Source organism: Bradyrhizobium sp. USDA 3315, assembly GCF_054056795.1.
Genome location: NZ_JBSRYP010000001.1, coordinates 4,743,203 through 4,766,909, shown reverse-complemented (window position 1 = coordinate 4,766,909; position 23,707 = coordinate 4,743,203). Strand labels below are relative to the sequence as shown.

The window sequence follows — 23,707 nt, the reverse complement described above, 5'->3', positions numbered from 1 at the left end:
CTAACGCTTCCAAACGTCGCTAAATCGGCGCATGAAGTTCGTCGGAGGGGTGTGACGATGGTTGATATCCATTCGGATTGTGCAATTGCCATCGCCAATGGTCGGCGCACATTTGACTAAGAGATTTTGTTGATTTCCATCCGAGGAGATTGGCCGCGAGTGTCGGATCTGCATAGCATTCAGCAACATCACCGAGCCGTCGCTCACCGATCGTATGTGACACAGCAGCGCCGCTTACAGCCTCAAACGCTTGGACGATCTGCAGCACGCTGGTGCCTGTGCCGGTACCGAGATTTGCGGTCAGAATGCCCGGATTGTTTAGGTGATTTAGCGCGCACAGATGCCCTGATGCGACGTCGACGACATGGATGAAATCGCGAATTCCGGTCCCATCGAGTGTTGGATAGTCGTTTCCCAAGACGATCAGCCGCTCTCGCTTTCCAATGGCGACCTGCGCCACAAGCGGCAACAAGTTGTTGGGCACGCCGGATGGATCCTCACCTATGTGACCGCTGTCGTGCGCCCCCACGGGATTGAAATAGCGGAGGATCGCAATCGCCCAATCGTTGTCGGACCGATGAAGGTCTCTGAGCATTTCCTCGATGAAGTACTTCGTCCGCCCATACGGATTGGTCGGGGCAAGGGAGTGGTTCTCGTCGATCGGCAAATAAGCGGGATTTCCGTAGACCGTAGCCGACGAACTGAAAATGAGTTTCTTGACGTTGGCATTCTTCATCGCTGACACGAGCCGGAGTGTTCCGACAAAGTTGTTGTCGTAATAGCCCACGGGATTATCGTTCGACTCTCCGACGGCCTTAAGTCCCGCGAGATGCAAAACGGCCGTCACGCCGAACTCTTTTAGGGTCGCACAGATCGCCTCCTCGTCCCGGATGTCAATCCGTCTGAACGAAAGCGATCTTCCACAAATCGCTTGAACCCGATCCAACGAAGTGCGCTTGCTGTTCGACAGATTGTCTACAACGACAACATCGAACCCCGCGTCGAGCAATGCGATGCAGACGTGAGAGCCAATGTACCCGGCTCCGCCCGTTACCATGATCATTTGAACAGCACCAATCGGTCGATATTCGCCACAAGGATCCAATCGACGCATGGCCCAGCTTTGCATTCCGACGCTTGTCGTGCCACTTGTTGAGCTCACGGTCATTTCTAGAGAATGGATGTCGCTTGTGCCTTAGTTCAGATTGGCGACATCGTCTGAGTCGACGGTCATGGCATCGTTCGATGCACACAAGGCACGACGACCACCAGTCGCGCTTTGGTTGTTCACGTACCTCTTGGTGACTTGTGCCCCTTCAAGTAGAGAGTGGAACAACTCTTCGTACTCCGCTTGAATGATTGCGTTAGTGCTAGTGGCGCAGACCCGAGCACGCGCCGCCTCTCCAAATTTCACAATGTCCTCCGGAGAATTCATTAATCGGATAATCGCATCCTTTAGAGCCTGGCTTGAATCGCAGGGAACAACATAGCCCTCCAGGCCATTTCTGATGAAGTCTCGACATCCGGGGACTGCCGTGACGATGGATGTGCGGCCGCAGGCTGACGCTTCCAGAAGCGCACGTGGAAGGCCTTCACCGCCCCGGCTGGTAAAGATGCCCGCGTGAGCTTCTTGCCAAACGGTTGCGACCTGATCGGAGAAGCCATGATAGTGGATCCCGACAAGCGTACTCCACGTCGCTGGATCAATCGGCTGTGGGTTAGCAGAATCTGGAACGCCGTATATGTGCAGTTCCACTGGATACCCCTCCTGAGCGAGCGATGAAATCGCATCAATGCCAATATCGATGCCCTTCGACCAGATCAGGCGAGAAACGGTTGCGAAACGGAATGGTGGTCTCGTTGGAAGTCCGGTGATCGCAAATTCATCTGGATCAACGCCCGCGCCCATAAATATAGATGTCTTGTGGCCGCGCATGGCAATCCCCGTCAACCAGGCGTCCGAACTGTTCTCGAAAATGAAGTGAGTTCGCTTGCGGGAGGCTAGGCTCAATATCCCGAAGACCAGCCGGCGCGTTAGTCGCGCTTTGATCGTGTGAGAGATTCCGAGAAGGCCTATGCCGGTTACGACAAAAATGAACTTGCAAGATGCAAACAGCCAGTGCACGAGCGTGATGATAAGGCACATCCGCAGGGAATAGACGACGACCACGGATGGCTTCACCTTGCGTAGCGTGGCCGCATACCATAGCGCTTCGCCGAGGATCGATTGAGGCGAATTCTGAGCCCTGATCGTGGGGCTTCGGATAGTCCTCACTCCATCGATCCGTCTGCCATCGCCGGATCGTGACCCAGGTACGATGATAATGACCTCTGCTGTTGTAGTTTTTGCTGCTTCGATTGCAGGAGAAAAATGTCTGAAAAGAAACTCCTCGCTGCTTGCAATTAAACAGATCGCATTCCCCACTCGCTGCCCCCGTCTAAAATTCCTAAAGTAATGATCAACTCGCATGCTACTTTTCAGACCTTGCCTGCGGCAGCCCTCCTAGCCGCTCATCGCGGCGCATGTATCAACTGCAAAGTGGATAGTCTGCGCTAGACCTCCACAATTTGTGGCATAGGTAATTGAAAGACGTGAAAGAAGTCAGCACGGTTAGGTGCTGCGACTACATGATCAGAGCGAGAGTTGTATAACTGGTACACATTTGTTCAATGCGTACCAAATGGTCCGTCTTCAACCCAATCCAAATGACCCTCTCTAAATTGAAAGCGATATTGCGGGCCGCGGGAGCCCGTACAGTGTCCGATCTCTGGCAGGCAATCGCCAACGCGCTCACGCGCTTCTCACCGAGGAATGTCGAGATTATCTCGACACTGCTGGTTACGACGCAACGTAATCGGAAACTGCTCTCGCGGCATGCAGCCGAGCTTCGTAATCAAGGCAAGTCTCGACTATTTGTACGTTACGTACCAACTGTGTTGACGGTGATAGGAAGCCACTAATTCCGTTGCCGGAACGCAAGGTCTCGCTGGACGATTTCGGAGTACGGTCAAAGTGACTTAATCGCTATGGTGAAAAGCAACGGACGCTCGATCGCCTCAACGGCCGACGGAAAGGTCGACGAGTCCTTTGGTCCGTGATAGGCGGGTGCAAGGGAAAGCAAAAGCGGTGACGCAGTGTGCTCGATCTAGAGCTCTCACCACGAGGTCAAGTACTTTGGCCTATCCCCGTCTATCGTTGAGTGCAGCGACCAAAAATGCCCAAACGCCCAGAACGCCCGATTGGTGGTTCTAAAGTTACCGATAGCGCCAACTCGTTTGGCCCCCTCAGGTTCCTTTTCTGTGTTTGGAGCGATACGGACGAGCCCCAACTGCGCGTCACCCAAGTGGGTACAATCGATTTGGCCATCATGCTCATGGCCGCGGCCCTCCCCTGGTCCACGTCCGTTACGATCGTCATCGCACTCACCGTGCTGGTCATGATGCTGATCACGTACGGTCCGAGAAAAATGTTGGGGGACGTCTCGCGACCCGCCTACGCTCTTCCAATCGCGATCGTCGGAATGGCTGCCATCGGGACCTTCTGGACCCATGATGTGTCATGGCCGGATCGATTGCATGCGCTCGAGAAGGTTCTGAAGTTGGTTTGGGTGTTGCCGTTCGCTTTTCATTTCCGGAGAACCGGTTGCGCGCAGTGGGTTTTCGGGACCTATGTCATATCCAATCTGGCGCTGCTCGCATTCTCATTTATGTTGTTCTTCTCGCCCGACCTCTTCCATCTGATTGGAGCGAAAGAGCCAGGCGTCCCAGTTAAAAACTATATCGACCAAAGTCAGGGATTCGTTCTCATAGCGGTTATCTTACTCGGATGTTCCGCTGAGTCCCTACGGACTGGACAACAAACCAAGGCGGCACTTCTCTGTGCAATTTCGGTCGCCTTTCTTGCCAATCTCGCGTTTGTCAACGTTGCGCGCACTGCTTTTATCTATTTACCCATAATGTTGGCACTCCTTGCACTGCGCTACGTTAGAGGATGGCTGCTGCTTGCGCTGTTCGTAGGGACCTGCGTGCTAACGGCGGGATTGTTGGCAACATCACTAAATCTGCAATCGAAGACAACGCGTCTGCTTGAAGAAATAGGCAGCTTTCAAGCGAATGCTGTGACAACCGATCACGGATATCCAGCCGGAGGGGCCGAGCGCCTCGAGTTTTGGCGCAAGTCGATCGGTTTTGTGCGTTCCGCACCGTTTATCGGGCATGGGACCGGCTCGACTAAAGGTCTGTTCGCCGCAGCCGCCGCAGGACATGACGGCCTGACGGGCTTGGTAGTCGACAATCCGCACAATCAAACGCTTGCCGTCGCAATCCAATGGGGATTCCTTGGCTGCGCGATGCTGTTTGGAATGTGGGGAGCCCATCTCTGGCTATTTCGCGAAGGGATGATTAGGCGGACCGGAGGTTTCCTGGCATGGATCGGCTTTATCGCCGTAGTTCAGAACATTACGAGTTCTATCTTCAACTCACACCTGTTTGATTTCTACCAAGGCTGGCTGTACGTGCTGGTGGTTGGGATTGTAGGCGGACAATTAGAGCGGAAAAACGCGGTTTAGTCGTTCGCAACGACGTACCATAATTCGATTGCTGCAAACAAAGCCATTCAGGAACGAACGGATCATGCATGCCATGTGCGGGCAGGCCTTCAATACGGATCACACAAAGACAGTGTTGGTTGACTAGTCAATTGAGCGGGCGCAAGAGCTACATTGGAATTGATTCGCAGCGCAGTTACGAAATTAATCGTTGCAACGGCGGAGCTTTCCGCCTCGCGATGCGCATTACCGGCCGAGCAAAAGGCGAGATGCGATTGCGGATCACACTTATGACTATCCGAACCGGTAACTGGACCAGAGCCGTCAGCCATTTGTCGGGCGCAGCTAAAACCATCCACCGTACCTCAGTCTCATCTCGTCAGCTCGACCTGTCGCCGATTGTCCAATCTTGTCGAGCAAGCCGATATCGTTTCGCAGCCAGGGCCGTGAAGGATACTGCTCGAATCTCCCCGGTCTGAGGAAGGCCGGGCGGTGCAGCCAAGCGACTATCAACCCGGCGAGCCTATTGACCTGTTTGTGCGTGGCTTATGCACGCAACCCCCGTTCCTCGCTGCCGACAAACCGTCCTGAGATGCTGTGCCATCGCCGATGATAATGCGCTCTCGTTGCCTATAGTTCCCTTCAGCCATCATTGAGCCTTATCCGGTACATCTCGCCATGCGATTTGATGAAGAACCATTAATTTAGCGAATGTTCTGATCCCGATTCATGCGATGAGCGGCTCGTCGACGGTTAAATCCTGCGTTCAGGTGCTGTTCTTCGAGGGAGCTGGTTGGCCACCGGCAGAGTCTGGAGGCAACCTATATGCTGACTGGCCGTTTGCAGCGGTGCGCCGCCAGCGGACCACGCTCAGGCGGTGAAGCGGTGGTGTAGCGAATCGCGCGTCATCGCGGGATTAAAGTGCCTCGGGATCAGGTCGGAGTGCCACGCAAAATCTGTGCGGTTTCCATGTTTGCGAGATCCACCAACCAGCCAGCAGGCAGAGTTGCATCACTAACGGGATCGGTGGTTCGAGTTTGCCGCGCTCTCCCGTTTGGTTGGCTTATATGCAGATCATCCCTTTTTTACATCTTGCAATCGTCTCAGGCAGGCACTGGCTCGTGGGTTCGGTTGGCTTTGGCGGGGTTCAAAAGCGGAATCACCTCGCGGCCGAACGCCGGCAACTCGTCGGTGAAATTCAGGAAGGCGCAGAGGATCATGTCGACGCCGATCGCTTCATAGGCCCGAATGCGCTCTGCGATCAGCTCAGGGGGACCGAACAGACGGGTCTTGAAGCCGTCATTGGGCTGGACCAGATTGGCGTGGCTCGAATCCGCCCACATCCCGATCTTCTCGGCTGTCGATGCGCCGGCCTGCTTCACCTGGTCGGCGAAGGCCTGCACGATCTCGGGGGCGGCGCCGGCGATGATCGCTTCGAGCTGCTCGAGCGCTTCCCGCTCGGTCGGCCGCTGGATAACGAAGCCGTTGAGCCCGAACTTGACGGTGCGGCCTTCCGCCTTGGCGAGCGCGCGAACCTCGTCGATCTGCTGCTTGGCGCCCTCCACCGTGGTGCCATTGAGAAAATACCAATCCGAATATTTCGCGGCCATCCGGCGCGCGGCCTTGGAATTGCCGCCCTGGAAAATCTCCGGATGCGGTTGCGAGATCGGCCTCGGCTTCAACCAGGCGTCGTTGATGCTGTAGAAGTCGCCCTTGAAGGTGAAACGGTCCTGTGTCCAGAGACCCTTGAGCACCTGGATGAACTCTTCCGAGCGGCGGTACCGTTCGTCATGTTCCAGCCAGGGCTCGCCGAAGGCGCGAAACTCGTCCTTGAACCAGCCGGTGAGGATGTTGATCGCAAACCGCCCCTTGGAATAGACGTCGATCGTGGCCCCCACCTTCGCGATCATGGCCGGGTGCCAGAAGCCGGTGTGAATCGCGCTGATGAGCTTCAGCCGCCTGGTCTGGGCGGAGAGCACTGCCGTGCAGGTGATGGCCTCCTGCTGCAACTCCCAACCATGGCTCGCGATGAAGCGCGCCGGTGCCAGGCCATATTCGAAGCCGAGCTCCTCAGCCTCGCGGGCGAGCGCAGCATTGTAGTCGAGCGTCCAGTCGGTGCGCTGCGGCACATTGCTGATGACGAAGCCGCCGCTGCCGAGCGGCATCCAATATCCGAAACGAATTGCCATGACTGCTCCTGCTCATGCGACCGGGGTTTGGATTGGCTCCGCGGCGGCCGCGGCTCCCAGATAGAATTCGGCAACATCGTCCCGGCCGGCGAGCTCGGCCGCTGTGCCTGACGCGGCCACCCTGCCGTTCTCAAGCACGTAGCCCTGATCGGCAAACTGAAGCACGAGGTGAGCGTTCTGCTCGGCCAGCAGAAAGCTGACGCCCTCATTCCTGTTGAGATCGCGGATGATGTGGAAAATCTCCTCCACGATGATCGGCGCGAGGCCCATCGATGGCTCGTCGAGCAGCACGAGGGTCGGGCGCGTCATCATCGCACGCCCGATCGCAACCATCTGCTGCTCGCCGCCCGAGGTCAGGCCGCAGCGCACGCCACGGCGCTGCTTGAGCCTTGGAAACCAGTTGAGGATGCGTTCAAGGTCGTTGGTGAGTTCACGGCGGCTCGGCCGGCGCACGAACCCGCCGCTGAGAAGATTCTCCTCGACCGTAAGCTGGGGAAAGACGTGACGGCCCTCGAGAACCTGGACCACGCCTCTGGCAACAAGGTCGGCGGGATCAAGCCTTCCGGTGATCTCGCCGCGCCACGTGATGGACCCACGGTTCAAGTGACCGCGCTCGGACGCGAGCAGGTTCGAGATTGCCTTCAGCGTGGTGGTCTTCCCGGCGCCATTGGCGCCGAGAAGAGCAACGATGGATCCCTCTTCGACCCTGAGCGAGACGCCGCGCAAGGCCAGGATCGCCTGACTGTAGAGGACCTCGATGTTATCGACTTCGAGAAACTTCGACGTGGTCATGGCGATACCTTCGGCGATCCTTCAGGGCAACATCAGTTGGTTGCATCGCGCGGCGTGATGCCCTTTTCCCTGGCGTAGGCGGCGGCGCGCTCATAGATCAGCGGCAACAGCAACTCCCGGTCGGATTTCACCCAGCCGTTGGACACCACGTTCCACTTCTCGCCGTCCCATTGCAGCACCTTGCCGGCGCCACCGCCCTCGTGATCCTTTGCTGAGAGCTTCAGCGGCTGCTGAAGACCGGTGGCGCCGATTTCCGCAAGGCGCTTCTCGGAGAGGTCGAGGTGTTCGAGGCCCCACTGCGCTTCCTCGCCGTTGATCGGCCGCACGCCGAAATGCGCCTGTGCGGTCCGGATCGCCTCCACCGCGACGATCGCCTCGTCCACGCCGGAATTGTAGTAGACCGAGCCGAAGCTCTTCGGGTCCTTGAGATCGCTGAGACCCTTGTCGAGAATGTACTTCTTGAGCTTCTGGTGGATCTCGAAATTCGCGCCGGCGGGGAATGGCGTGATCGCGAGATAGCCCTTGCCTACCGCGCCGGCGGGGCGAACGTCCTCCTCGGAGCCCGACCAGATGCCACCGATGATGTGATCGACCGGAAAGCCCACCTTGGCGGCGGTCTTGATCGCAACCGGCGTCATGACGCCCCAGCCTCGCAAGAACACCCAGTCAGGCTTGAGCTGGCGGATCTTGGCCCATTGCGCCGATTGTTCATTGCCCGGATGCGGCACCGGAATCTGGATGTCCTCGAAGCCATACGTCTTGGCAAGATGGGCAAGCGGGACCTGGGTCTCCTTGCCATAGGGCGAGTCGTGATAGACGGTCGCGATCTTGAGGCCCTTCAGCTTGTCCTTGCCGCCGACCTTCTCCGCGATGAAATTGACCGCCGAGGAGGCTTCGCTCCAGAAGCTGAAAACGACGGGGAAGCTGTAGGGGAACACCCGCCCGTCGATCGCCTCCGTACGACCATAGGCGATCGTCACCAGCGGAATCTTGTCGGCCACCGATTTTTCGGTCAGCGCCTTCGAGATCGGATCGCCATGCGGCAGGAAGATCGGCACCGGCGAACCGTTCTTGCCCGCCTTCACCCGTTCATAGCATTCGACGCCCTTCTCGACCTCCCAATTGGTCTCGCATTCGTCCCAGACCAGCTTGATGCCGTTGATGCCGCCTTCGACCTCGTTGATGTAGCGGAAATAATCGATCTCGCCGGCCCAGACCGGAATGCCGCTCGACGCGTAGGCGCCGACGCGAAATGTCGCGAGCGGGAAGTATTGTGTTTTTGCGTCCTCCGCCGACGCAGTGGCACCGATGGCCGCCGACAGAACGAGGGCTGTCAGCCCGATCGCCCTGCTCATGATCCGCTTCTGCTTCCGTAAAGACATCTGCTTACCCTCCATTTGATGCAGAATTCAGGTTTGACCGTGCGTGTCGCTCACACCCACGGATGATGGTTGCGTTGCCTCTAGATCGCGATGTGATTCCACGGAATCGCGTTACGATCTCATCTCTTTGTTTGAGCATGATCTCCGCGCAAACGCGTTCCGCGTTTGTCGCGAGGGAAAACCGGTTTCCACTTTTCCGGATCATGCTCTAGCGGCCGAGCCGCGAAGACAGCTGCGTCCATGCCCGCGACAGCAACGCTGCGAGTCCTCTCGGCTCCTTGATCAGGAACCAGACGATCAGCGCGCCGAACAACGCCTTCTGAAGATTTTCAAGCTGCCCGGGATCGATCGCGCCACCGAACACGGTGCCTCCGACATGATCGAGCAGGATCGGCAGCAAGATCATGAAGGCGGCGCCCAGATAGTTGCCGCTGATGCTGCCCATGCCGCCGATGATGATCGCAAACATCACCTGGAACGAACGATCCAGGTTGAAGCTGCGCGCATCGACCGTGCCAAGATAGGCAAAGGCCCATAGCGCACCAGCGATTCCGATCACCAGCGAGCTCACAAAGAACGCCTTCAGCTTTCCCGCGGATACCGGAATGCCGATCACCGCAGCCGCGGTATCCATGTCGCGGATCGCCATCCAGGTCCGGCCGGTCTGGCTGCGAACCAGCCGCGTCGCGACGGCCGTCACGACGACGACGGTGACAAGGGTCAGGAAATAGCGACCGGTCGGGCTCGAGAGATCATGACCGAAGATCGCAAGCCGTGGCGCCGAGATCGAGCTCGAGGTCGAATAGTTCGAGAACCAGCCATACTGATTAAACAACCATTCGAGCAGAAACTGCGTCGCCAGCGTCGATGCGACGAGATAGAAGCCTTTGATCCGCAGGCTCGGCAGCCCCGCGACGATCCCAACGAGCCCGGAGATGATGCCGCCGAGCAGCAGGCTGACCGGCAGCGGCAACTCCGGCAGGCGCAGCAGCAGATTGTATGTCGCATACGCGCCGACCGACATGAACCCGCCGGTGCCAAGCGAGGCCTGACCGGCGTAACCCATCAGCAGGTTCAGCCCCAGCGCGGTGAGCGACATGATCAGGAACGGAATCAGGACCGCATTGAGCCAGTAGTCGTTGGCGACCAGGGGAATACCAAGCAGCACCGCAAGCAGCAGCACCGCCGCGCCGACACGCGGCCGGTCCCGCGTCGCCTGCGCGGTGCTATCAGTCGTGCCGAACCCTTCGATGGCGTCGGTGCCGATCGCAGACATGCGTCAAATCCTTTCGATCGGCGCTTCGCCGAACAGGCCAGCCGGACGAACCAGAAGAAAGGCGACCGCCAGCACATAGGCGAACCAGGTCGATACGCTGCCTCCCAGCAGGCTTCCGAGATAGATTTCAGCGAGGCTGTCGCCTGCGCCGACGATCAGCCCGCCGATAATCGCGCCCGCGATCGAGGTAAATCCGCCGATGATGAGCACCGGCAGCGCCTTGAGCACGACGAGGGTGAGTGCGAACTGCACGCCCTGGCGCGCGCCCCACAGCAGACCTGCAACCAGCGAGACGAAGCCCGCGACGCCCCACACGATCTGCCACAGCGTCTGGAGCCGGATCCCGATCGAGAGTGCGGCCTGAGGATCGTCGGCGATCGCACGCAGCGCGATCCCGACGCGCGTCTTGTTGAAGAAGATCGAGAGCGCTATCACGAGAATGCCGGCCGTGCCCGCCGCCGCGAGGTCGAACTGGCTGACCTGGACCCCGCCGATCTCGATCGGGGTATCGACGATGCCGAGATCGAGCTCGTGAACGCTCGCCCCCATCGCGATCTGCGCGACGCCCTCGATCACGAAGGATACGCCCAGCGTCGCCATGAACAGCGTGATCTGCGGCCGGTTGACCAACGGCCGCAACACGACGCGTTCCACCGCGATCCCGAGCACCACCATGACCGAAAGCGTGATCAGCGCGGCCAGCCAGAAATCGAGGCCCTTGTCGCGCAGGGTCACGAAGGTGAGCGCCGCACACAGCACCATCGAGCCTTGTGCGAAATTGAAAACGCCGGACGCCTTGAAGACCAGCACAAAGCCAATCGCAACCAGCGAGTACATGACGCCCGCAAGCAGGCCGCCGACCAGCGTTTCGACGAAGAAGCTCATCTGGACCTCAATGTGCCGTGCCGAGATAGGCGGCGACCACGTCCGGGTTCCGACGCACCTCCTCCGGCGAGCCATCGCCGACCTTGCGGCCATAATCGAGCACGACCACGTGATGCGAGAGTCCCATCACGCTCATGTCGTGCTCGATCAGCACGATGCTGGTGCCAAGGCTCGCGTTGGTCTCCAGGATGAAGCGGCTCATCTCGTGCTTTTCGTCCTGGTTCATCCCGGCCATCGGTTCGTCCAGCAGCAGCAGGCTCGGGCCACCGACCAGTGCCCGCGCGAGATCGACCCGCTTCTGAACGCCATAAGGAAGCGTCGCGACCACCCGGTCACGATGCTTGGTCAGGTCCAGAAAGGCGACGATCTCGTCGACCCGCCGGTTGAACTCGCGCGACTCGCGCCGGTCGCGGCCTATGCCGAAGGCGTGCTCGACAATGCTGGCGCGGCAATGCCGGATCAGTCCGGCCAGTACGTTGTCGAGGACGCTGAGATGCCGGAACAGGGCATTGTGCTGGAAGGTCCGGCCAATGCCCAAATGCGCGGCTTGTGCCGGGCGAATCCGGACGAACTGCTCACCATTGAAGGTGATGCTGCCACCGTCGGCCCGATAGACCCCGTTAATGATGTTGAGCAGCGAGCTCTTGCCGGCCCCGTTCGGACCGATCAGCGCGCAGATCTCGCCTCGCTCCACATTGAAGCTCAGCGCATTCAGCGCCTTGATCCCCTTGAACGACAGCGAGACGTCACGCAGCTGTAGAATCGGTTCGGCCATTGCCCGTCACGCCTCGACGGGCTGACGCGCGGCCGAACCGGTCGCCTCGCGCTCGCGGCGCTTGACCGCCTGGATGTCGCGATAGCTTGCTGCCGGATGGCTCGCCGGCAGGTACGGGCCGTCTCCGAACAGCTTCTCCCGCAGAGTGCCAGGACGATAGCCGGTCGGATAGACGCCACGCTTCTGCAGCTCCGGAACCAGCAGATTGACGACGTCCTCGAAAGTCTCCGGGGTCACTGCGTAAGCGAGATTGAAGCCGTCGACGTCCGTCTCCTCCACCCACTGCTGCAGGATATCGGCCACCGTCGACGCCGAGCCGACGAACACCGGGCCGAGCCCGCCGATGCCGCCCCAGCGCGCCAACTCCTCGATGGTCCAGGACTTGCTGCCACTGGCGAGATGATCGACGACGGAAACGATCGCATTGGTCTCGACTTTCCTGACCAGATCGGTCGGCGCGTACTGTCCGAAATCGATACCGCTCCAGCCGGACATGAACACCAGCGCGCCGTCATAGGAGGCGTATTGCTGATACTCCTTGAACTTTGCCTCCGCCTTTGCGTCGGTTTCGTCGACGATCACCGTGACCAGATTGTAAGTCAGGATCTTGCGCGGATCCCGACCGGCCTCAGATGCCAGTCGCCGCACCTCGGCGACGTAGGATTTCAGGACCGGCTTGATCGGAGCGGCGACAAACACGCATTCGGCGTGCCCGGCAGCAAAGGCCTTGCCGGCACCGGATGCACCGGCCTGATACAGCACCGGCGTCCGCTGCGGCGACGGTTCACAAAGATGATAGCCCGGCACCTCGAAGTATTTTCCCTTGTGCGCGATCTCGTGCACCTTCGAAGGATCGGTGAATACCCGCTTCCCGACATCGCGCAGGACGGCCCCCTCCTCCCAGCTCCCCTCGAGCAACTTGTAGAGCACCTCGGTATATTCCGTCGCCACCTCGTAGCGATTATCGTGACGACGCAGCCCGCCTTGGCCGATATTCTTTGCTCCACTCTCCAGATACGAGGTCACGATGTTCCAGCCGACGCGACCCTTGCTGTGATGATCCGCAGTCGAGAGCCTGCGAGCGAAAGTGTAGGGATGCTCGAATGATGTCGATGCCGTGATGCCGATACCAAGATGTTCGGTTGCGAGGGCGATGGGCGCCACCAACTGCAAGGGGTCGTTCACGGGGATCTGCGCCGCTTGCTCAAGCGCATGGAACAGAGAGCCCCTGTAGACGTCATAGTAGCCGATCACGTCGGCGATGAAGATGCCGTCAAATACCCCCCGCTCCAGCGTTCGCCCCAGATCCTGCCAATAGTCGAGATCCTTGTACTTGTATGAGCGATCGCGCGGGTGCGCCCAGACACCGGGAGACTGATGGCCGACACAATTCATGTCGAATGCATTGAACCTGATCTGTCGCGCCATTCACACATCTCCGTCACGTCGCTCAACGCGACACTGTTGGTTCTTTCGCGCAACATCTCGCCACAAGACGAGATCAATCGTCCATCGCGTTTATCGATCTTTTTCGACACGCATCTTTCGTCGCATCTCGTCGCGAGATGAAAAACTCGCCCCTGGCTGCTTCCGGCGAGGCGCCGCAGGTTTGGCTCATGCGACACACTCGATGCAAGGTGCGATAGCAACTTGCTTCGATTCGATCGCGCTTCGACACGATCCGTCGCGCAAACTGCGCATCACGGAGAAGACTCCTTTCGTGCTCGATGCAATCGCGAGCATCGCAATCTTTTCGCCGACCCTTGCGTCACTTCAGACGACATCGATCGGCAGGCTCACGCGGCAGATTTTTCTTCGCGCGACGTGCAGATCCAAACGATCGTGTTGCATCCGAACAGAAATTCAGTCTGGCTCTCGCGGGCGGGCTGATTATTCTTCAAGACAACAAATTCTGTCCATTCATGGACTCACGGAACGAGCGGACGCAACACGATGACCATTCATCCCGGTAGACCGAGCATCAGCGACGACGACCTGCACAGGCGCTTCGCTCCAATCTTTGAGACGATCGCTGCAAGTGCGGTGGCGCGCGAGCGAAACCGCGCGCTACCGATCGAGGAAATCAGACTGTTGAAGGAGGCCGGCTTCGGAGCCCTGCGTGTGCCGATCGAGTTCGGAGGGCTCGGCGCAACGCTCCGCCAGACGTTCGACCTGCTTATCGAGCTCGCGGCCGCAGATTCTAACCTGCCGCAGGCGTTACGGGCGCACTTCAACCTGGTGGAGGACTTGCGGCTGCACAAGGATGAGGCGGTCAAGGCGCGGTGGCTCGGAGCGATCGCGAACGGCGCGCTCGTCGGTGTCGCCGTTACCGAGCCGGGCCTTGGTGCGGTCGATCGCTACCGGACGGCCGTCACATCGGAAGGAGCCGCGCTACGTCTCAACGGGCTGAAGTATTACACGACCGGCACGCTCTACGCCGATCATTTGCTTGTCGCGGCCGACCGGGACGGCAAGCGAGTTACCATTCTTGTCGACACCAGCCAGCCCGGCGTCAGCGTTGAGGACGACTGGGACGGCTTCGGCCAGCGGCTCACGGCAAGCGGCACCGCGGAGTTCAAGAATGTCACGGTCACCCCGGATCGGATCATCGGCCCCGGCTATGGAACGGAAGGCCGGGTGTTTGGAACGGCCCACGTTCAGCTGATCCTGCTCGCCACGCTCGCAGGGATTGCGAAACGTGCCGCGGCGGATACGACCGACTGGATCAAGGCGCGCACCCGCACATTCACCCATGCCGTCGCCGACCTGCCACGCAACGATCCTCTGGTACAGCAGGTCATCGGTCAGCTCTTCAGCGCCGCCTTTGGTGCGCGGGCAACGGTCCTCGCCGCTGTCGACGAGCTCGCGCGGACGCTCGATGGCGGCCACCAGGACCCTCATCAGCTCGATGCCTCCGAACTTGCGGCGGCGCAGGCGCAAGTAACCGTCATCAAGCTCGTGCTCGACGCCGTGACCACGCTTTTCGAAGTGGGCGGCGCCTCGCTCAGCTCGGACAAGCTGGCCATTGACCGGCACTGGCGTAACGCACGGACCATCGCTTCCCACAACCCCGCCATCTTCAAGCTCCGCGCAATCGGCGCTTACGAGTTGAATGGCGAGACACTTCCATATGCATGGAGTGCTGGCGTTCGTTCCGCACGACAACACGCCAGTTAGCGGGCGCTCGTTTGGTGGCTCGACGCGGTGCCGAGAGGCATGCCCCCGATCGTTCCCAGTCCATTGTTCCATCAGGAGAGCCAAGTGTCCAACAAGCGGAAAGTCGCAATCATCGGAGCGGGTCTAGCCGGAACGACGGCCGGACTTGGTCTCGTCAATGCCGGATTTGACGTCACGATTTATAGCGATCGAAACCGCGCGTCGCTTCGCAACGATGTGCCTCCCACCGGGACGGCTGTCTATTTTGGCAAATCTCTCAAATACGATGCGGAGATCATCGAGGATCTCTATGACATCGGCACCAGCACCGGGATCTGCACGATCGGCTCACAAAAGTTCAGATCTTCGGCACCTTCTATGTAGTGCAAGACAATTTCAGACAGCAGCTGCTGCAACCAACTCCTTGAGGCGCGCGTTCTCTTGCTTGCAACGCTCCAGTTCGCGCTCTTCTGTCATTGCCAATGCGTCGCGAGAACGTGTCATCTACCGTCATGGTTCATGTAGAGCCTGTTCGCGAAAGAATACTCCGGCGAAATTGGTACGTGAGGTACGAACATCTCGCTGCCCACCAAGATGTGTCATCCTGGCTTCAGATTCGTTCGTTTCGTACAAAATGATCCCGTGCTCTCCCTCGTCGCGGTGAGGTGGAGGGTTTGCCAGGAGAGCAATGAGATAGCAGCTGCCAATTGACCTGCTTGATCGAGGACACCATCAACGATTGCTTAATCTATCGCTGGGAGGTCGCTCAACCGGAATAGCAAAGCCGGCTTTCACCCGATCCAATACAACCATCGTCTTGAAGCATTTGATGTCCGGGTTCTTATAGAAGAAGCGTCTAGTGAATTCCTCGTAGTCCTCCATGGTACGCGCGGTAACGTATAAGATGAAGTCAGCATCGCCGGTGACGTAGAAGCCATTGACGACTTCAGCCGACGATTTGATGTCCTTCTTAAACCTGTCAATGATGTCCGAACGCTCCCGCTCCATTGTAACCAACACAAGCATTTGGATTGGCCGTCCCACGGCCTTCGGCGAAACGACCGAGACATCGGCCTCGATGATTCTTTCCGCACGGAGCCTCTTCAATCGTCGTTGGCACGCGGTGGCCGAGAGCCCCGCCATTTCGCCGAGCACCTCGGAAGTCAGTCGGTTGTTCTGTTGCACGATCTCGAGAATGCGGGCGTCTATCTGGTCGTACTGCATTGCATAACAGCTCCGGCCCTGAGGTGAATTTCACCGCCACTCCATGCGTCGGGCAAAGAAAATTGTCCAAGAGCATGAAAATACGGAGAAATTCTCAGCGAGCCCCTTAGCGTGTCAAGCGCGGTAAACTACTTGCCACTGGCGTATGCGCCCTGCACCACCACGCCCATCCTCGGTAATTGCGGCCTGTCCCGGCCGCATTTCTGCTCCTATTGACCATATTGCGCCGCAAAATACACGGAGACTGAATGCTTCAGCCGAGGGCAAAGCCGGGACTTACCGCTGCAGCGATCGCCGGACTACCGCTCGATGGCGAAACCAAAGTAGAACGTATCAGCCCGGTATGCCGTAGGCTCGTGGAAAGCGGACGTCTCCGGCCCATTCACCTATCACCTGCTAACGCATAAGCACCCAGCCCCCGACGTGACGACAAGAGCGCCACCCTTCAAAGTATTGATTGCCGCCGAGCTGGCGCGCATCGAGGCTCAACTCGTGAATACGCCCCACGGGCCAGAGCGCGAGGAGCTTGACCGCAAGCTGCGTCGGCTCAGGACAGCCTTCAACGTCGACAGTTGGGACCGACCAACTTAAAGAGTTCGCTGACGGCCGGGTCTGTTCCTGACGATTTCCGACCCCGTGCGCGCTGACCCATCCAGGCCCTTATGACATTTTGATCAGCGGCCTTCCGTCAGATATTCCGGTGTTGTGTTGCGCCTTGCAGGGTCTCCTGATCCACGAAGCATGGATCGAGAGGAATGGGTTGAACCCAGCCACTTTTGCCGGTCAAAGCCGCTCGACCTTGCCGGTGGCGCAACGCCTGGAGCAGCTTCTGGCGATCGACCCACGACCGCTGACGACTGCTCGACCGGGCAACTCAAGAGCCCCGAGCAACATGCCGGGACTTTTCGTTGATGTTGTGCAGCGTTCTGCGGCATCACGGCGTGCCGGCCCGCATCCGGTGCGGTTTCGGCAGGTACTTTGCTCCGCATCCCTTTCACGATCATTGATCATTGGGTGTGCGAATACTGGGACCGGAGTGCGCGGCGCTGGGTCCTGGTCGACGCTCAACTGGACCAACTACACCGCAGCCTCCTCAAGTTCGATTTCGAACCCGTCAACGTGCCTCGCACAGCGTACATTACCGGTATCGAGGCGTGGAAGCTGTGCCGATCCGTCGTCATTGATCCTGCACAGCTTGGCCACGGAAGCACCACCGGCCTGTTCTTCGCCCGCGTCAACCTGGCGCGCGATCTGCTGGCCCTTGCCAAGATCGAGACCTCGGCATGGGACACGTGGCGCGAGGCGCGTGAACCGCATCGTGCATTGGAAGACGCAGCTCTGCTGCTATGTGATAGCATGGCGCAACGTGGTGAAGAGAGCGCCATCGAAAATGCGCCGTTGTTGGGCACTCCACCCTGGTAAGGGCAGCCGCTTGTGGACGCAGTGTCCAACTCCAAAGCAAGAATTCTTGAATGTGCTTGGCAGGCTGATCGGGTACCGAACCCGGACTGCAGGCCAGGCGTGCGGTTTAATTTCTTGAGCTTGGCGGTGGCGATGAGGGTGTGGCGGGCCGGCCGCCCTCATCCGTCCACCGAAGGTCCAGTTTCTTCTTCCCAAGTGCTCATCGCCAATGACCGTATCAGGAGGCCCCTGTAAGAGCCGAGATTGCTTGTCCGTTTCGTACGAATTTGTTGGAGCAGGCCTTGCAAGCTCTTGCTTCCGAAAAACCCTGTCCTATTTCAGCTGCGCCTGCGTTGGCACTCGCTGACGTCGACTGCCATCAATTCAGCTTTCATCAACGTCTACAGATACTTAGGAGGACCGCATGAAATTCCGTCCGCTTCACGACCGCGTCGTGATCAAGCGCATCGACGCAGAAGAGAAGACCGCCGGCGGCATCATCATTCCGGACAGCGCCAAGGAAAAGCCCTCCCAGGGCGAAGTCATCGCCGTTGGCCCGGGTGGACGCGATGAAGCTGGCAAGCTGATCCCTGTCGACGTCAAGGTCGGCGACCGCGTGCTGTTCGGCAAGTGGTCAGGCACCGAGGTCAAGATCGACGGCCAGGAGCTGTTGATCATGAAGGAGAGCGACATCATGGGCGTTCTCACCGATGTGTCTTCCAGCAAGAAGGCCGCCTAATCTACCGCTCGCAACGCTCACCCTGAGGAGCGCCTGCCGGGCGCCTCGCCAAGGGTGAGACCGATCTAAACACTCAGGGAAACCCGATATGTCAGCTAAAGAAGTTAAATTCGGCGTAGACGCACGCGACCGCATGTTGCGCGGTGTCGACATCCTCGCCAACGCAGTGAAGGTCACTCTCGGTCCGAAGGGCCGCAACGTCGTTCTCGACAAGTCGTTCGGCGCTCCCCGCATCACCAAGGACGGCGTCACCGTCGCCAAGGAGATCGAGCTCGAGGACAAGTTCGAGAACATGGGCGCCCAGATGGTGCGCGAAGTCGCCTCCAAGTCCGCTGACGCGGCCGGCGACGGCACCACCACGGCGACCGTGCTCGCCCAGGCGATCGTGCGGGAAGGCGCCAAGTCGGTCGCCGCCGGCATGAACCCGATGGACCTGAAGCGCGGTATCGACCTCGCGGTCGAAGCCGTCGTTGCGGACCTCCAGAAGAACTCGAAGAAGGTCACCTCGAACGAGGAGATCGCCCAGGTCGGTACCATTTCGGCCAATGGCGATGCCGAAATCGGCAAGTTCCTCGCCGACGCCATGAAGAAGGTCGGCAACGAGGGCGTGATCACGGTCGAGGAAGCCAAGTCGCTCGAGACCGAACTCGACGTCGTCGAGGGCATGCAGTTCGACCGCGGTTACATCTCGCCCTACTTCGTCACCAACGCCGACATGCGCGTTGAGATGGACGACGCCTACATCCTGATCAACGAGAAGAAGCTCTCCTCGCTGAACGAGCTGCTGCCGCTGCTCGAGGCCGTGGTGCAGACCGGCAAGCCGCTGGTCATCGTCGCCGAGGACGTCGAAGGCGAAGCCCTCGCCACCCTCGTCGTCAACCGCCTGCGTGGCGGCCTGAAGGTCGCGGCCGTCAAGGCTCCGGGCTTCGGCGATCGCCGCAAGGCCATGCTGCAGGACATCGCGATCCTGACCGGCGGCCAGGCCATCTCGGAAGACCTCGGCATCAAGCTCGAGAACGTCACGCTGCAGATGCTCGGTCGCGCCAAGAAGGTGATGATCGACAAGGAGAACACCACGATCGTCAACAGCGCCGGCAAGAAGGCCGACATCGACGCCCGCGTTGCCCAGATCAAGGCGCAGATCGAGGAGACCACCTCGGACTACGACCGTGAGAAGCTGCAGGAGCGTCTCGCCAAGCTCGCAGGCGGCGTCGCGGTGATCCGCGTCGGCGGCGCGACCGAGGTCGAGGTGAAGGAGCGCAAGGATCGCGTTGATGACGCGATGCATGCGACCCGCGCGGCTGTCGAGGAAGGCATCCTGCCTGGAGGCGGCGTGGCGTTGCTCCGTGCCACCGAAGCGCTCAAGGGCCTGCGCACCAAGAACGATGACCAGAAGACCGGGGTCGAGATCGTACGCAAGGCGTTGTCCTGGCCAGCCCGCCAGATCGCGATCAACGCTGGTGAAGATGGTTCGGTCGTGGTTGGCAAGGTCCTGGAGAAGGATCAGTACTCTTACGGTTTCGACGCGCAGACGGGCGAGTACAGCAACCTGGTCTCCAAGGGCATCATCGACCCCACCAAGGTCGTGCGAGCCGCAGTCCAGAACGCGTCCTCCGTGGCGGCGCTGCTGATCACCACCGAGGCCATGGTTGCCGAGCTGCCGAAGAAGAACGCCGGCGGCCCCGCGATGCCTCCGGGCGGTGGCATGGGCGGCATGGGTGGAATGGACTTCTGATCCACCTTAATGCAAAAACCCCGGCAGGAATGCTGGGGTTTTTGTTTGCTCTTCCAGTCTTTCACGCTATTCCGGGCTCGCCTTGCGCGCGCCTTGGAAGCCGGCGTGCAGGACCAATAGCCAACCTCGCTGGCTGATTCCCCTCGCTGTACAGCGACCGCCCGTAGCCGCCGAGAGCTCGCATTCGTCCGTTCCGTACAAAGATTGCAAGCCGATAGCAGATGCAATTCGTCAATATCACATCCGTGAAAAGTCTTCGAGTCGCACCAGGACCAGGCGTGATTTTGCGGCCCCCCTAGGGTAAGTGGGCGATGCCTGCGAGTCACCAGCATTGCTGAAGGCAATCACGGCGCGTCGGAGTAATTCGCGGTTAAGAAGTGGATTTGAAGAGCGCTGAGGACGATGACGTGACCCTTCTCCCACTGGGTCCGCCGATCTGCGACTTGACCGCGGAGGCAGCACTGCATCAGAGTTGCGTAGGCATCGCACTTTGCACAGGAAGGTAGAACGATGCACCTGACGAGTGGAAAGCCCATCGGTTATGACCCGCAGTCCATGGTCTATAGATTCACTATGTTCGACGGCGATAGGTGCGTCGATTGCGATATCAGCAATGCAGCGTTGTCCGCTTTGGGAGTTATGTGGGCAAATCCTGGTCTCACTCACGAGTCTGTATTCAAGAACCGTCGTAGGCTCATCGAGAGAGTCGCGTCAAACTTATACAGGGGCGGTCTGGCACCGGTCACGATTTTCGCGAAGCATCTTCCTTCACTGAGGGCGCGAGATAGCGGTTTAGCCAAGCGACCCTCCAGCCGTCGCCAAGTCGCTGCTAGTTTTAACGAAACGCCGATTTAGATCGACTCTTCGTTGGGTTACCGTCGAGCGCCGCCCCGCGCTTATTCCTCAGCCTGCACGGCAAACTGCATCGTAAAGTCTTCTACCGCGCGACCGGCCCGACAATGGCGAACGACGGCAGGTGCGGATCACGTCGTTCGAAGGCATCCGCCGCTTCCCCCGTTATCCGAGGCTCGTCAGTAGACGGGTCTGGTGCATGTCAAGCTGGCGACGATTAAACCCGCACTAGTTGTGATTCGGTCATCATTCTGCCAAATCTGTTGGGCGACGTGTCGATGCTTCCAACACGGCAAGTGCGTCTGGATTTCTTCTTGGATTGCCGTGGTTCTTACGACCAACTGATAACTGAGGATCCAGACGATCATTAATGCGGTACATCATTGACGAATCCCTGAGCAATCCGGGGCCAGGGTTTCCCGATCGAAGGACGGGTCACGAGAATGAACAGATCAACAGCAAAGAAGATGAAGCAGCGCAGCGCCGGCAAACCGGACATTGAGTTGGGCAAGCGGATCCGCCTGCGGCGTGTGGAGCAGAAGATTTCGCAGGCCGAACTCGGCGACAAGCTCGGCGTCAGCTTCCAGCAGATCCAGAAGTACGAGAAGGGCGTCAATCGCGTGGGCGCTTCCCGCCTTCAGCAGATCGCATCCGCACTCGACGTGCCTGTGACCTTCTTCTACGACGGCGACAATAAGGCCCGCGAAGTCGAGAGCCTCCTATTCCTCGACAGCGCTTTCAGCCTCCGGTTGCTGCGCGCCTACAGCATGATCAACGACCAGACCGTACAGCGCCAGCTCGTTTCGCTGATGGAATCGATCGCAGCCAACGAGGACTGAGCGGCACCCGATGTCAGATCGCGGCGCCGCGGACGCGATCGACCCAGCATGAGTGGATCGGCCGGCAACCAACCGCGCGACACACATGATCCGCCAGTCTCCATCGTCAACAACAGTCGCGGGGGTTCTCGGTGGCCGGTTCGCTGCGCGCCAGGTCGCTGCTCGACAACGGTCACACCTTGCGGTACGCAATTTACCGGGCTGAGACGCTCACCAGCTGGGCGGTCGAGCGGGCTTATGTCGACAAGAGCTACCGCGGCTCCGACGCGCAAAGTCGTCGCCGCGTCGTCTCCGACCAATAACGCGGCGTCTTTGGCGCCATCAAACGCGAGCTGTGCCGTCGCTCCGCCATCGAGCCCATCACCACACCTCGGAAACCGAAGGGCACCGGTGTCCTCCGCCAACGTCGTCCTCTCAGCCGTCGGCCACAACTTCCGCCGTATCCTCGCCTGGTTCCGAGAATTGTTGCCCCTGTTGCTGGCCTCCTTCTCAGTGCACACTCAACTGTCCAGCTCAGCTCATCCGGAGATGACTACTGCTGCTTGGGATCATCGAAGCGCTGACGATCGGCGCGAACGGACGATTGTCGTCGGTCTTAATGCGCTGAGCGGGCTACGGGAACAGTCCGCGCATCTCCTTTGCACCCCGTACCCGCTCCACACCGATGGCGGTAGCGGCGGTGCGGTTGAAAACCTTGTCCCGCTGACTTCGCGATAATACCTGTTTAAACGCTCTGTCCAGGATCTGATACTCCCGCTGCATGACCTCGTCCTCCTCCCAGAACAATCGCTGAAGGTCCTGCACCCACTCGAAATAGCTGACGACGACACCTCCCGAATTGCACAGAATGTCCGGGATGAGGAAGATTTCGTCCTGACGCTTTTCCAGGATTCGATCAGCTTCTGGCGTCGTCGGACCATTGGCTCCTTCGGCAAGTATGCGGCAGCGCAGATTACCGGCCACTTTGCCGTTGATGACCCGCTCCACGGCAGCCGGAACAAGCACATCGCAAGGTAAAGTCAGCATCTCCATTGAATCAAACGCGAGTTCGCTGGAGTAGCCGCACAGGCTACCTCGCGAGGTTGCATATCTGACCAACTCGGGGACATCGAGTCCTGCTGGCCTGTAGAGAGCGCCCGTGTGATCGCTCGCCGCTATCACTTTGACTCCCATGTTGTGCAGCTCGAGTGCGGCGATCGAACCGACATTTCCGAATCCTTGCACCACGGCGGTGGCGCCATCGAGACGGAGATCAAGCTCATCTGCTGCACGACTGACCAAATGAGCGACGCCTCTCCCTGTGGCTTCACGACGTCCGAATGTCCCGCCGGCGCTGACGGGCTTTCCCGTCACGATTTCCGTGACGGTTTGTCCTTGATACATTGAGTACGTATCCATGAACCAGGCCATGATCTGCTCATTGGTCCCCATGTCAGGCGCCATCACATCTGTATGCGGACCAACAAACGGAATCATTTCTTGCATGTATCGGCGCGAAAGCGCTTCAAGTTCGCGCTTGGATAAGCTCGAGGGATCGACGCTAATTCCTCCCTTCGCGCCGCCATAGGGCAGTCCGACCAGGGCGCATTTCCAGCTCATCCAGATAGCGAGCGCCGCGACCTCGCCGAGATCAACGCTTGCAGCGAACCGCGTACCGCCCTTCGTGGGGCCCAGCGTCAGGTGATGCTGCACACGATAGCCCTCGAAGACCGCCGTCGTGCCGTCATCACGGTGAATCGGACAAGAGACCGTGACCGCGCGCTTCGGCATCAGTAGCCGCGCTCTCGCGTCCTGCGGTATGGATAGATAATCTGCGATCACTTCGAATTGCTTCACGGCCATGTCAAAGACCGGCCCGCCGTATACGGTCAACGTTCGCTCCTTAACGTGAAGTTACAGACATGCTGGGGGGATG

Annotated in this window: 20 protein-coding genes and 2 pseudogenes; 10 read left to right on the top strand and 12 right to left on the bottom strand. The window is 59.2% G+C overall.

Annotation, left to right across the window (positions count from 1 at the left end; translation table 11 throughout):
- Positions 1 to 19: 19 nt before the first annotated feature.
- Entirely contained in the window at positions 20 to 1,063 is a 1,044-nt protein-coding gene (gene galE, locus ACVIYL_RS21950) for a UDP-glucose 4-epimerase GalE (RefSeq protein ID WP_456781865.1), read from the bottom strand.
- Between the two features lie 132 nt (positions 1,064 to 1,195).
- On the bottom strand, positions 1,196 to 2,425 hold the full coding sequence (locus ACVIYL_RS21945; RefSeq protein ID WP_456779718.1) for a glycosyltransferase: 1,230 nt from the start codon (positions 2,423 to 2,425) through the stop codon (positions 1,196 to 1,198).
- 266 nt (positions 2,426 to 2,691) lie between these two features.
- Between ACVIYL_RS21945 and ACVIYL_RS21940 the strand changes: the two are divergent.
- Positions 2,692 to 2,855 (top strand): annotated as a pseudogene (locus ACVIYL_RS21940) (IS630 family transposase); the annotation flags it as partial.
- A gap of 360 nt (positions 2,856 to 3,215) precedes the next feature.
- Positions 3,216 to 4,568: an O-antigen ligase family protein gene (locus ACVIYL_RS21935; RefSeq protein WP_456779717.1), complete on the top strand. Its 1,353-nt coding sequence runs from the start codon at positions 3,216 to 3,218 to the stop codon at positions 4,566 to 4,568.
- Between the two features lie 1,082 nt (positions 4,569 to 5,650).
- Here ACVIYL_RS21935 and sfnG read toward each other — a convergent pair.
- From sfnG to ACVIYL_RS21900, 7 genes are all read right to left on the bottom strand, one after another.
- A complete protein-coding gene (gene sfnG, locus ACVIYL_RS21930) occupies positions 5,651 to 6,736 on the bottom strand; it encodes a dimethylsulfone monooxygenase SfnG (RefSeq protein WP_456779716.1) in 1,086 nt (361 codons plus the stop codon).
- A 12-nt stretch (positions 6,737 to 6,748) separates the two neighbouring features.
- Positions 6,749 to 7,528, bottom strand: a complete 780-nt coding sequence (locus tag ACVIYL_RS21925) for an ABC transporter ATP-binding protein (RefSeq protein WP_456779715.1) — start codon at positions 7,526 to 7,528, stop codon at positions 6,749 to 6,751.
- A 32-nt stretch (positions 7,529 to 7,560) separates the two neighbouring features.
- On the bottom strand, positions 7,561 to 8,883 hold the full coding sequence (locus ACVIYL_RS21920; protein WP_456779714.1) for an ABC transporter substrate-binding protein: 1,323 nt from the start codon (positions 8,881 to 8,883) through the stop codon (positions 7,561 to 7,563).
- Positions 8,884 to 9,118: 235 nt separating this feature from the next.
- Positions 9,119 to 10,186, bottom strand: coding sequence for a branched-chain amino acid ABC transporter permease (locus tag ACVIYL_RS21915; RefSeq protein WP_456779713.1), 1,068 nt, complete (start codon positions 10,184 to 10,186; stop codon positions 9,119 to 9,121).
- A 3-nt stretch (positions 10,187 to 10,189) separates the two neighbouring features.
- On the bottom strand, positions 10,190 to 11,071 hold the full coding sequence (locus tag ACVIYL_RS21910; RefSeq protein ID WP_456779712.1) for a branched-chain amino acid ABC transporter permease: 882 nt from the start codon (positions 11,069 to 11,071) through the stop codon (positions 10,190 to 10,192).
- Positions 11,072 to 11,078: 7 nt separating this feature from the next.
- Positions 11,079 to 11,846 carry an ABC transporter ATP-binding protein gene (locus tag ACVIYL_RS21905; protein WP_456779711.1) on the bottom strand — a complete coding sequence of 256 codons (768 nt, stop codon included), beginning with the start codon at positions 11,844 to 11,846 and terminating at the stop codon, positions 11,079 to 11,081.
- Positions 11,847 to 11,852: 6 nt separating this feature from the next.
- Positions 11,853 to 13,274 (bottom strand): LLM class flavin-dependent oxidoreductase, encoded by a 1,422-nt coding sequence (locus ACVIYL_RS21900; RefSeq protein WP_456779710.1) that lies wholly within the window; start codon positions 13,272 to 13,274, stop codon positions 11,853 to 11,855.
- 525 nt (positions 13,275 to 13,799) lie between these two features.
- On the opposite strand from ACVIYL_RS21900, the gene ACVIYL_RS21895 reads away from it, so the two are divergent.
- Together ACVIYL_RS21895 and ACVIYL_RS21890 are read left to right on the top strand one after the other, a co-directional pair.
- Positions 13,800 to 15,023, top strand: a complete 1,224-nt coding sequence (locus ACVIYL_RS21895; protein ID WP_456779709.1) for an acyl-CoA dehydrogenase family protein — start codon at positions 13,800 to 13,802, stop codon at positions 15,021 to 15,023.
- Positions 15,024 to 15,107: 84 nt separating this feature from the next.
- Positions 15,108 to 15,386, top strand: a complete 279-nt coding sequence (locus ACVIYL_RS21890; protein WP_456779708.1) for an NAD(P)-binding protein — start codon at positions 15,108 to 15,110, stop codon at positions 15,384 to 15,386.
- 348 nt (positions 15,387 to 15,734) lie between these two features.
- Here ACVIYL_RS21890 and ACVIYL_RS21885 read toward each other — a convergent pair whose 3' ends face one another.
- On the bottom strand, positions 15,735 to 16,226 hold the full coding sequence (locus tag ACVIYL_RS21885; RefSeq protein WP_456779707.1) for an Lrp/AsnC family transcriptional regulator: 492 nt from the start codon (positions 16,224 to 16,226) through the stop codon (positions 15,735 to 15,737).
- 857 nt (positions 16,227 to 17,083) lie between these two features.
- Between ACVIYL_RS21885 and ACVIYL_RS21880 the strand changes: the two genes are divergently transcribed.
- The 4 genes from ACVIYL_RS21880 (at position 17,084) to groL (ending at position 20,101) form a co-directional block, all read left to right on the top strand.
- On the top strand, positions 17,084 to 17,233 hold the full coding sequence (locus tag ACVIYL_RS21880; protein ID WP_456781864.1) for a transglutaminase domain-containing protein: 150 nt from the start codon (positions 17,084 to 17,086) through the stop codon (positions 17,231 to 17,233).
- On the top strand, positions 17,205 to 17,648 hold the full coding sequence (locus ACVIYL_RS21875; RefSeq protein ID WP_456779706.1) for a hypothetical protein: 444 nt from the start codon (positions 17,205 to 17,207) through the stop codon (positions 17,646 to 17,648). The genes ACVIYL_RS21880 and ACVIYL_RS21875 overlap by 29 nt, the downstream gene beginning before the upstream one ends.
- A gap of 403 nt (positions 17,649 to 18,051) precedes the next feature.
- A complete protein-coding gene (gene groES / locus ACVIYL_RS21870) occupies positions 18,052 to 18,366 on the top strand; it encodes a co-chaperone GroES (protein ID WP_456779705.1) in 315 nt (104 codons plus the stop codon).
- An 88-nt stretch (positions 18,367 to 18,454) separates the two neighbouring features.
- The gene (gene groL / locus ACVIYL_RS21865) at positions 18,455 to 20,101 is read left to right on the top strand and encodes a chaperonin GroEL (RefSeq protein ID WP_456779704.1); all 1,647 of its coding nucleotides are present in this window, start codon (positions 18,455 to 18,457) and stop codon (positions 20,099 to 20,101) included.
- 1,098 nt (positions 20,102 to 21,199) lie between these two features.
- Here groL and ACVIYL_RS21860 read toward each other — a convergent pair.
- Positions 21,200 to 21,337 carry a hypothetical protein gene (locus ACVIYL_RS21860; RefSeq protein ID WP_456779703.1) on the bottom strand — a complete coding sequence of 46 codons (138 nt, stop codon included), beginning with the start codon at positions 21,335 to 21,337 and terminating at the stop codon, positions 21,200 to 21,202.
- A 59-nt stretch (positions 21,338 to 21,396) separates the two neighbouring features.
- Between ACVIYL_RS21860 and ACVIYL_RS21855 the strand changes: the two genes are divergently transcribed.
- Together ACVIYL_RS21855 and ACVIYL_RS21850 are read left to right on the top strand one after the other, a co-directional pair.
- On the top strand, positions 21,397 to 21,792 hold the full coding sequence (locus tag ACVIYL_RS21855) for a helix-turn-helix domain-containing protein (protein ID WP_456779702.1): 396 nt from the start codon (positions 21,397 to 21,399) through the stop codon (positions 21,790 to 21,792).
- Positions 21,793 to 21,935: 143 nt separating this feature from the next.
- A pseudogene (locus ACVIYL_RS21850) lies at positions 21,936 to 22,324 on the top strand (IS5/IS1182 family transposase); the annotation flags it as partial.
- An 80-nt stretch (positions 22,325 to 22,404) separates the two neighbouring features.
- On the opposite strand, the gene ACVIYL_RS21845 reads toward ACVIYL_RS21850, so the two are convergent.
- Positions 22,405 to 23,664: a Glu/Leu/Phe/Val family dehydrogenase gene (locus ACVIYL_RS21845; protein ID WP_456779701.1), complete on the bottom strand. Its 1,260-nt coding sequence runs from the start codon at positions 23,662 to 23,664 to the stop codon at positions 22,405 to 22,407.
- Positions 23,665 to 23,707: the final 43 nt, after the last annotated feature.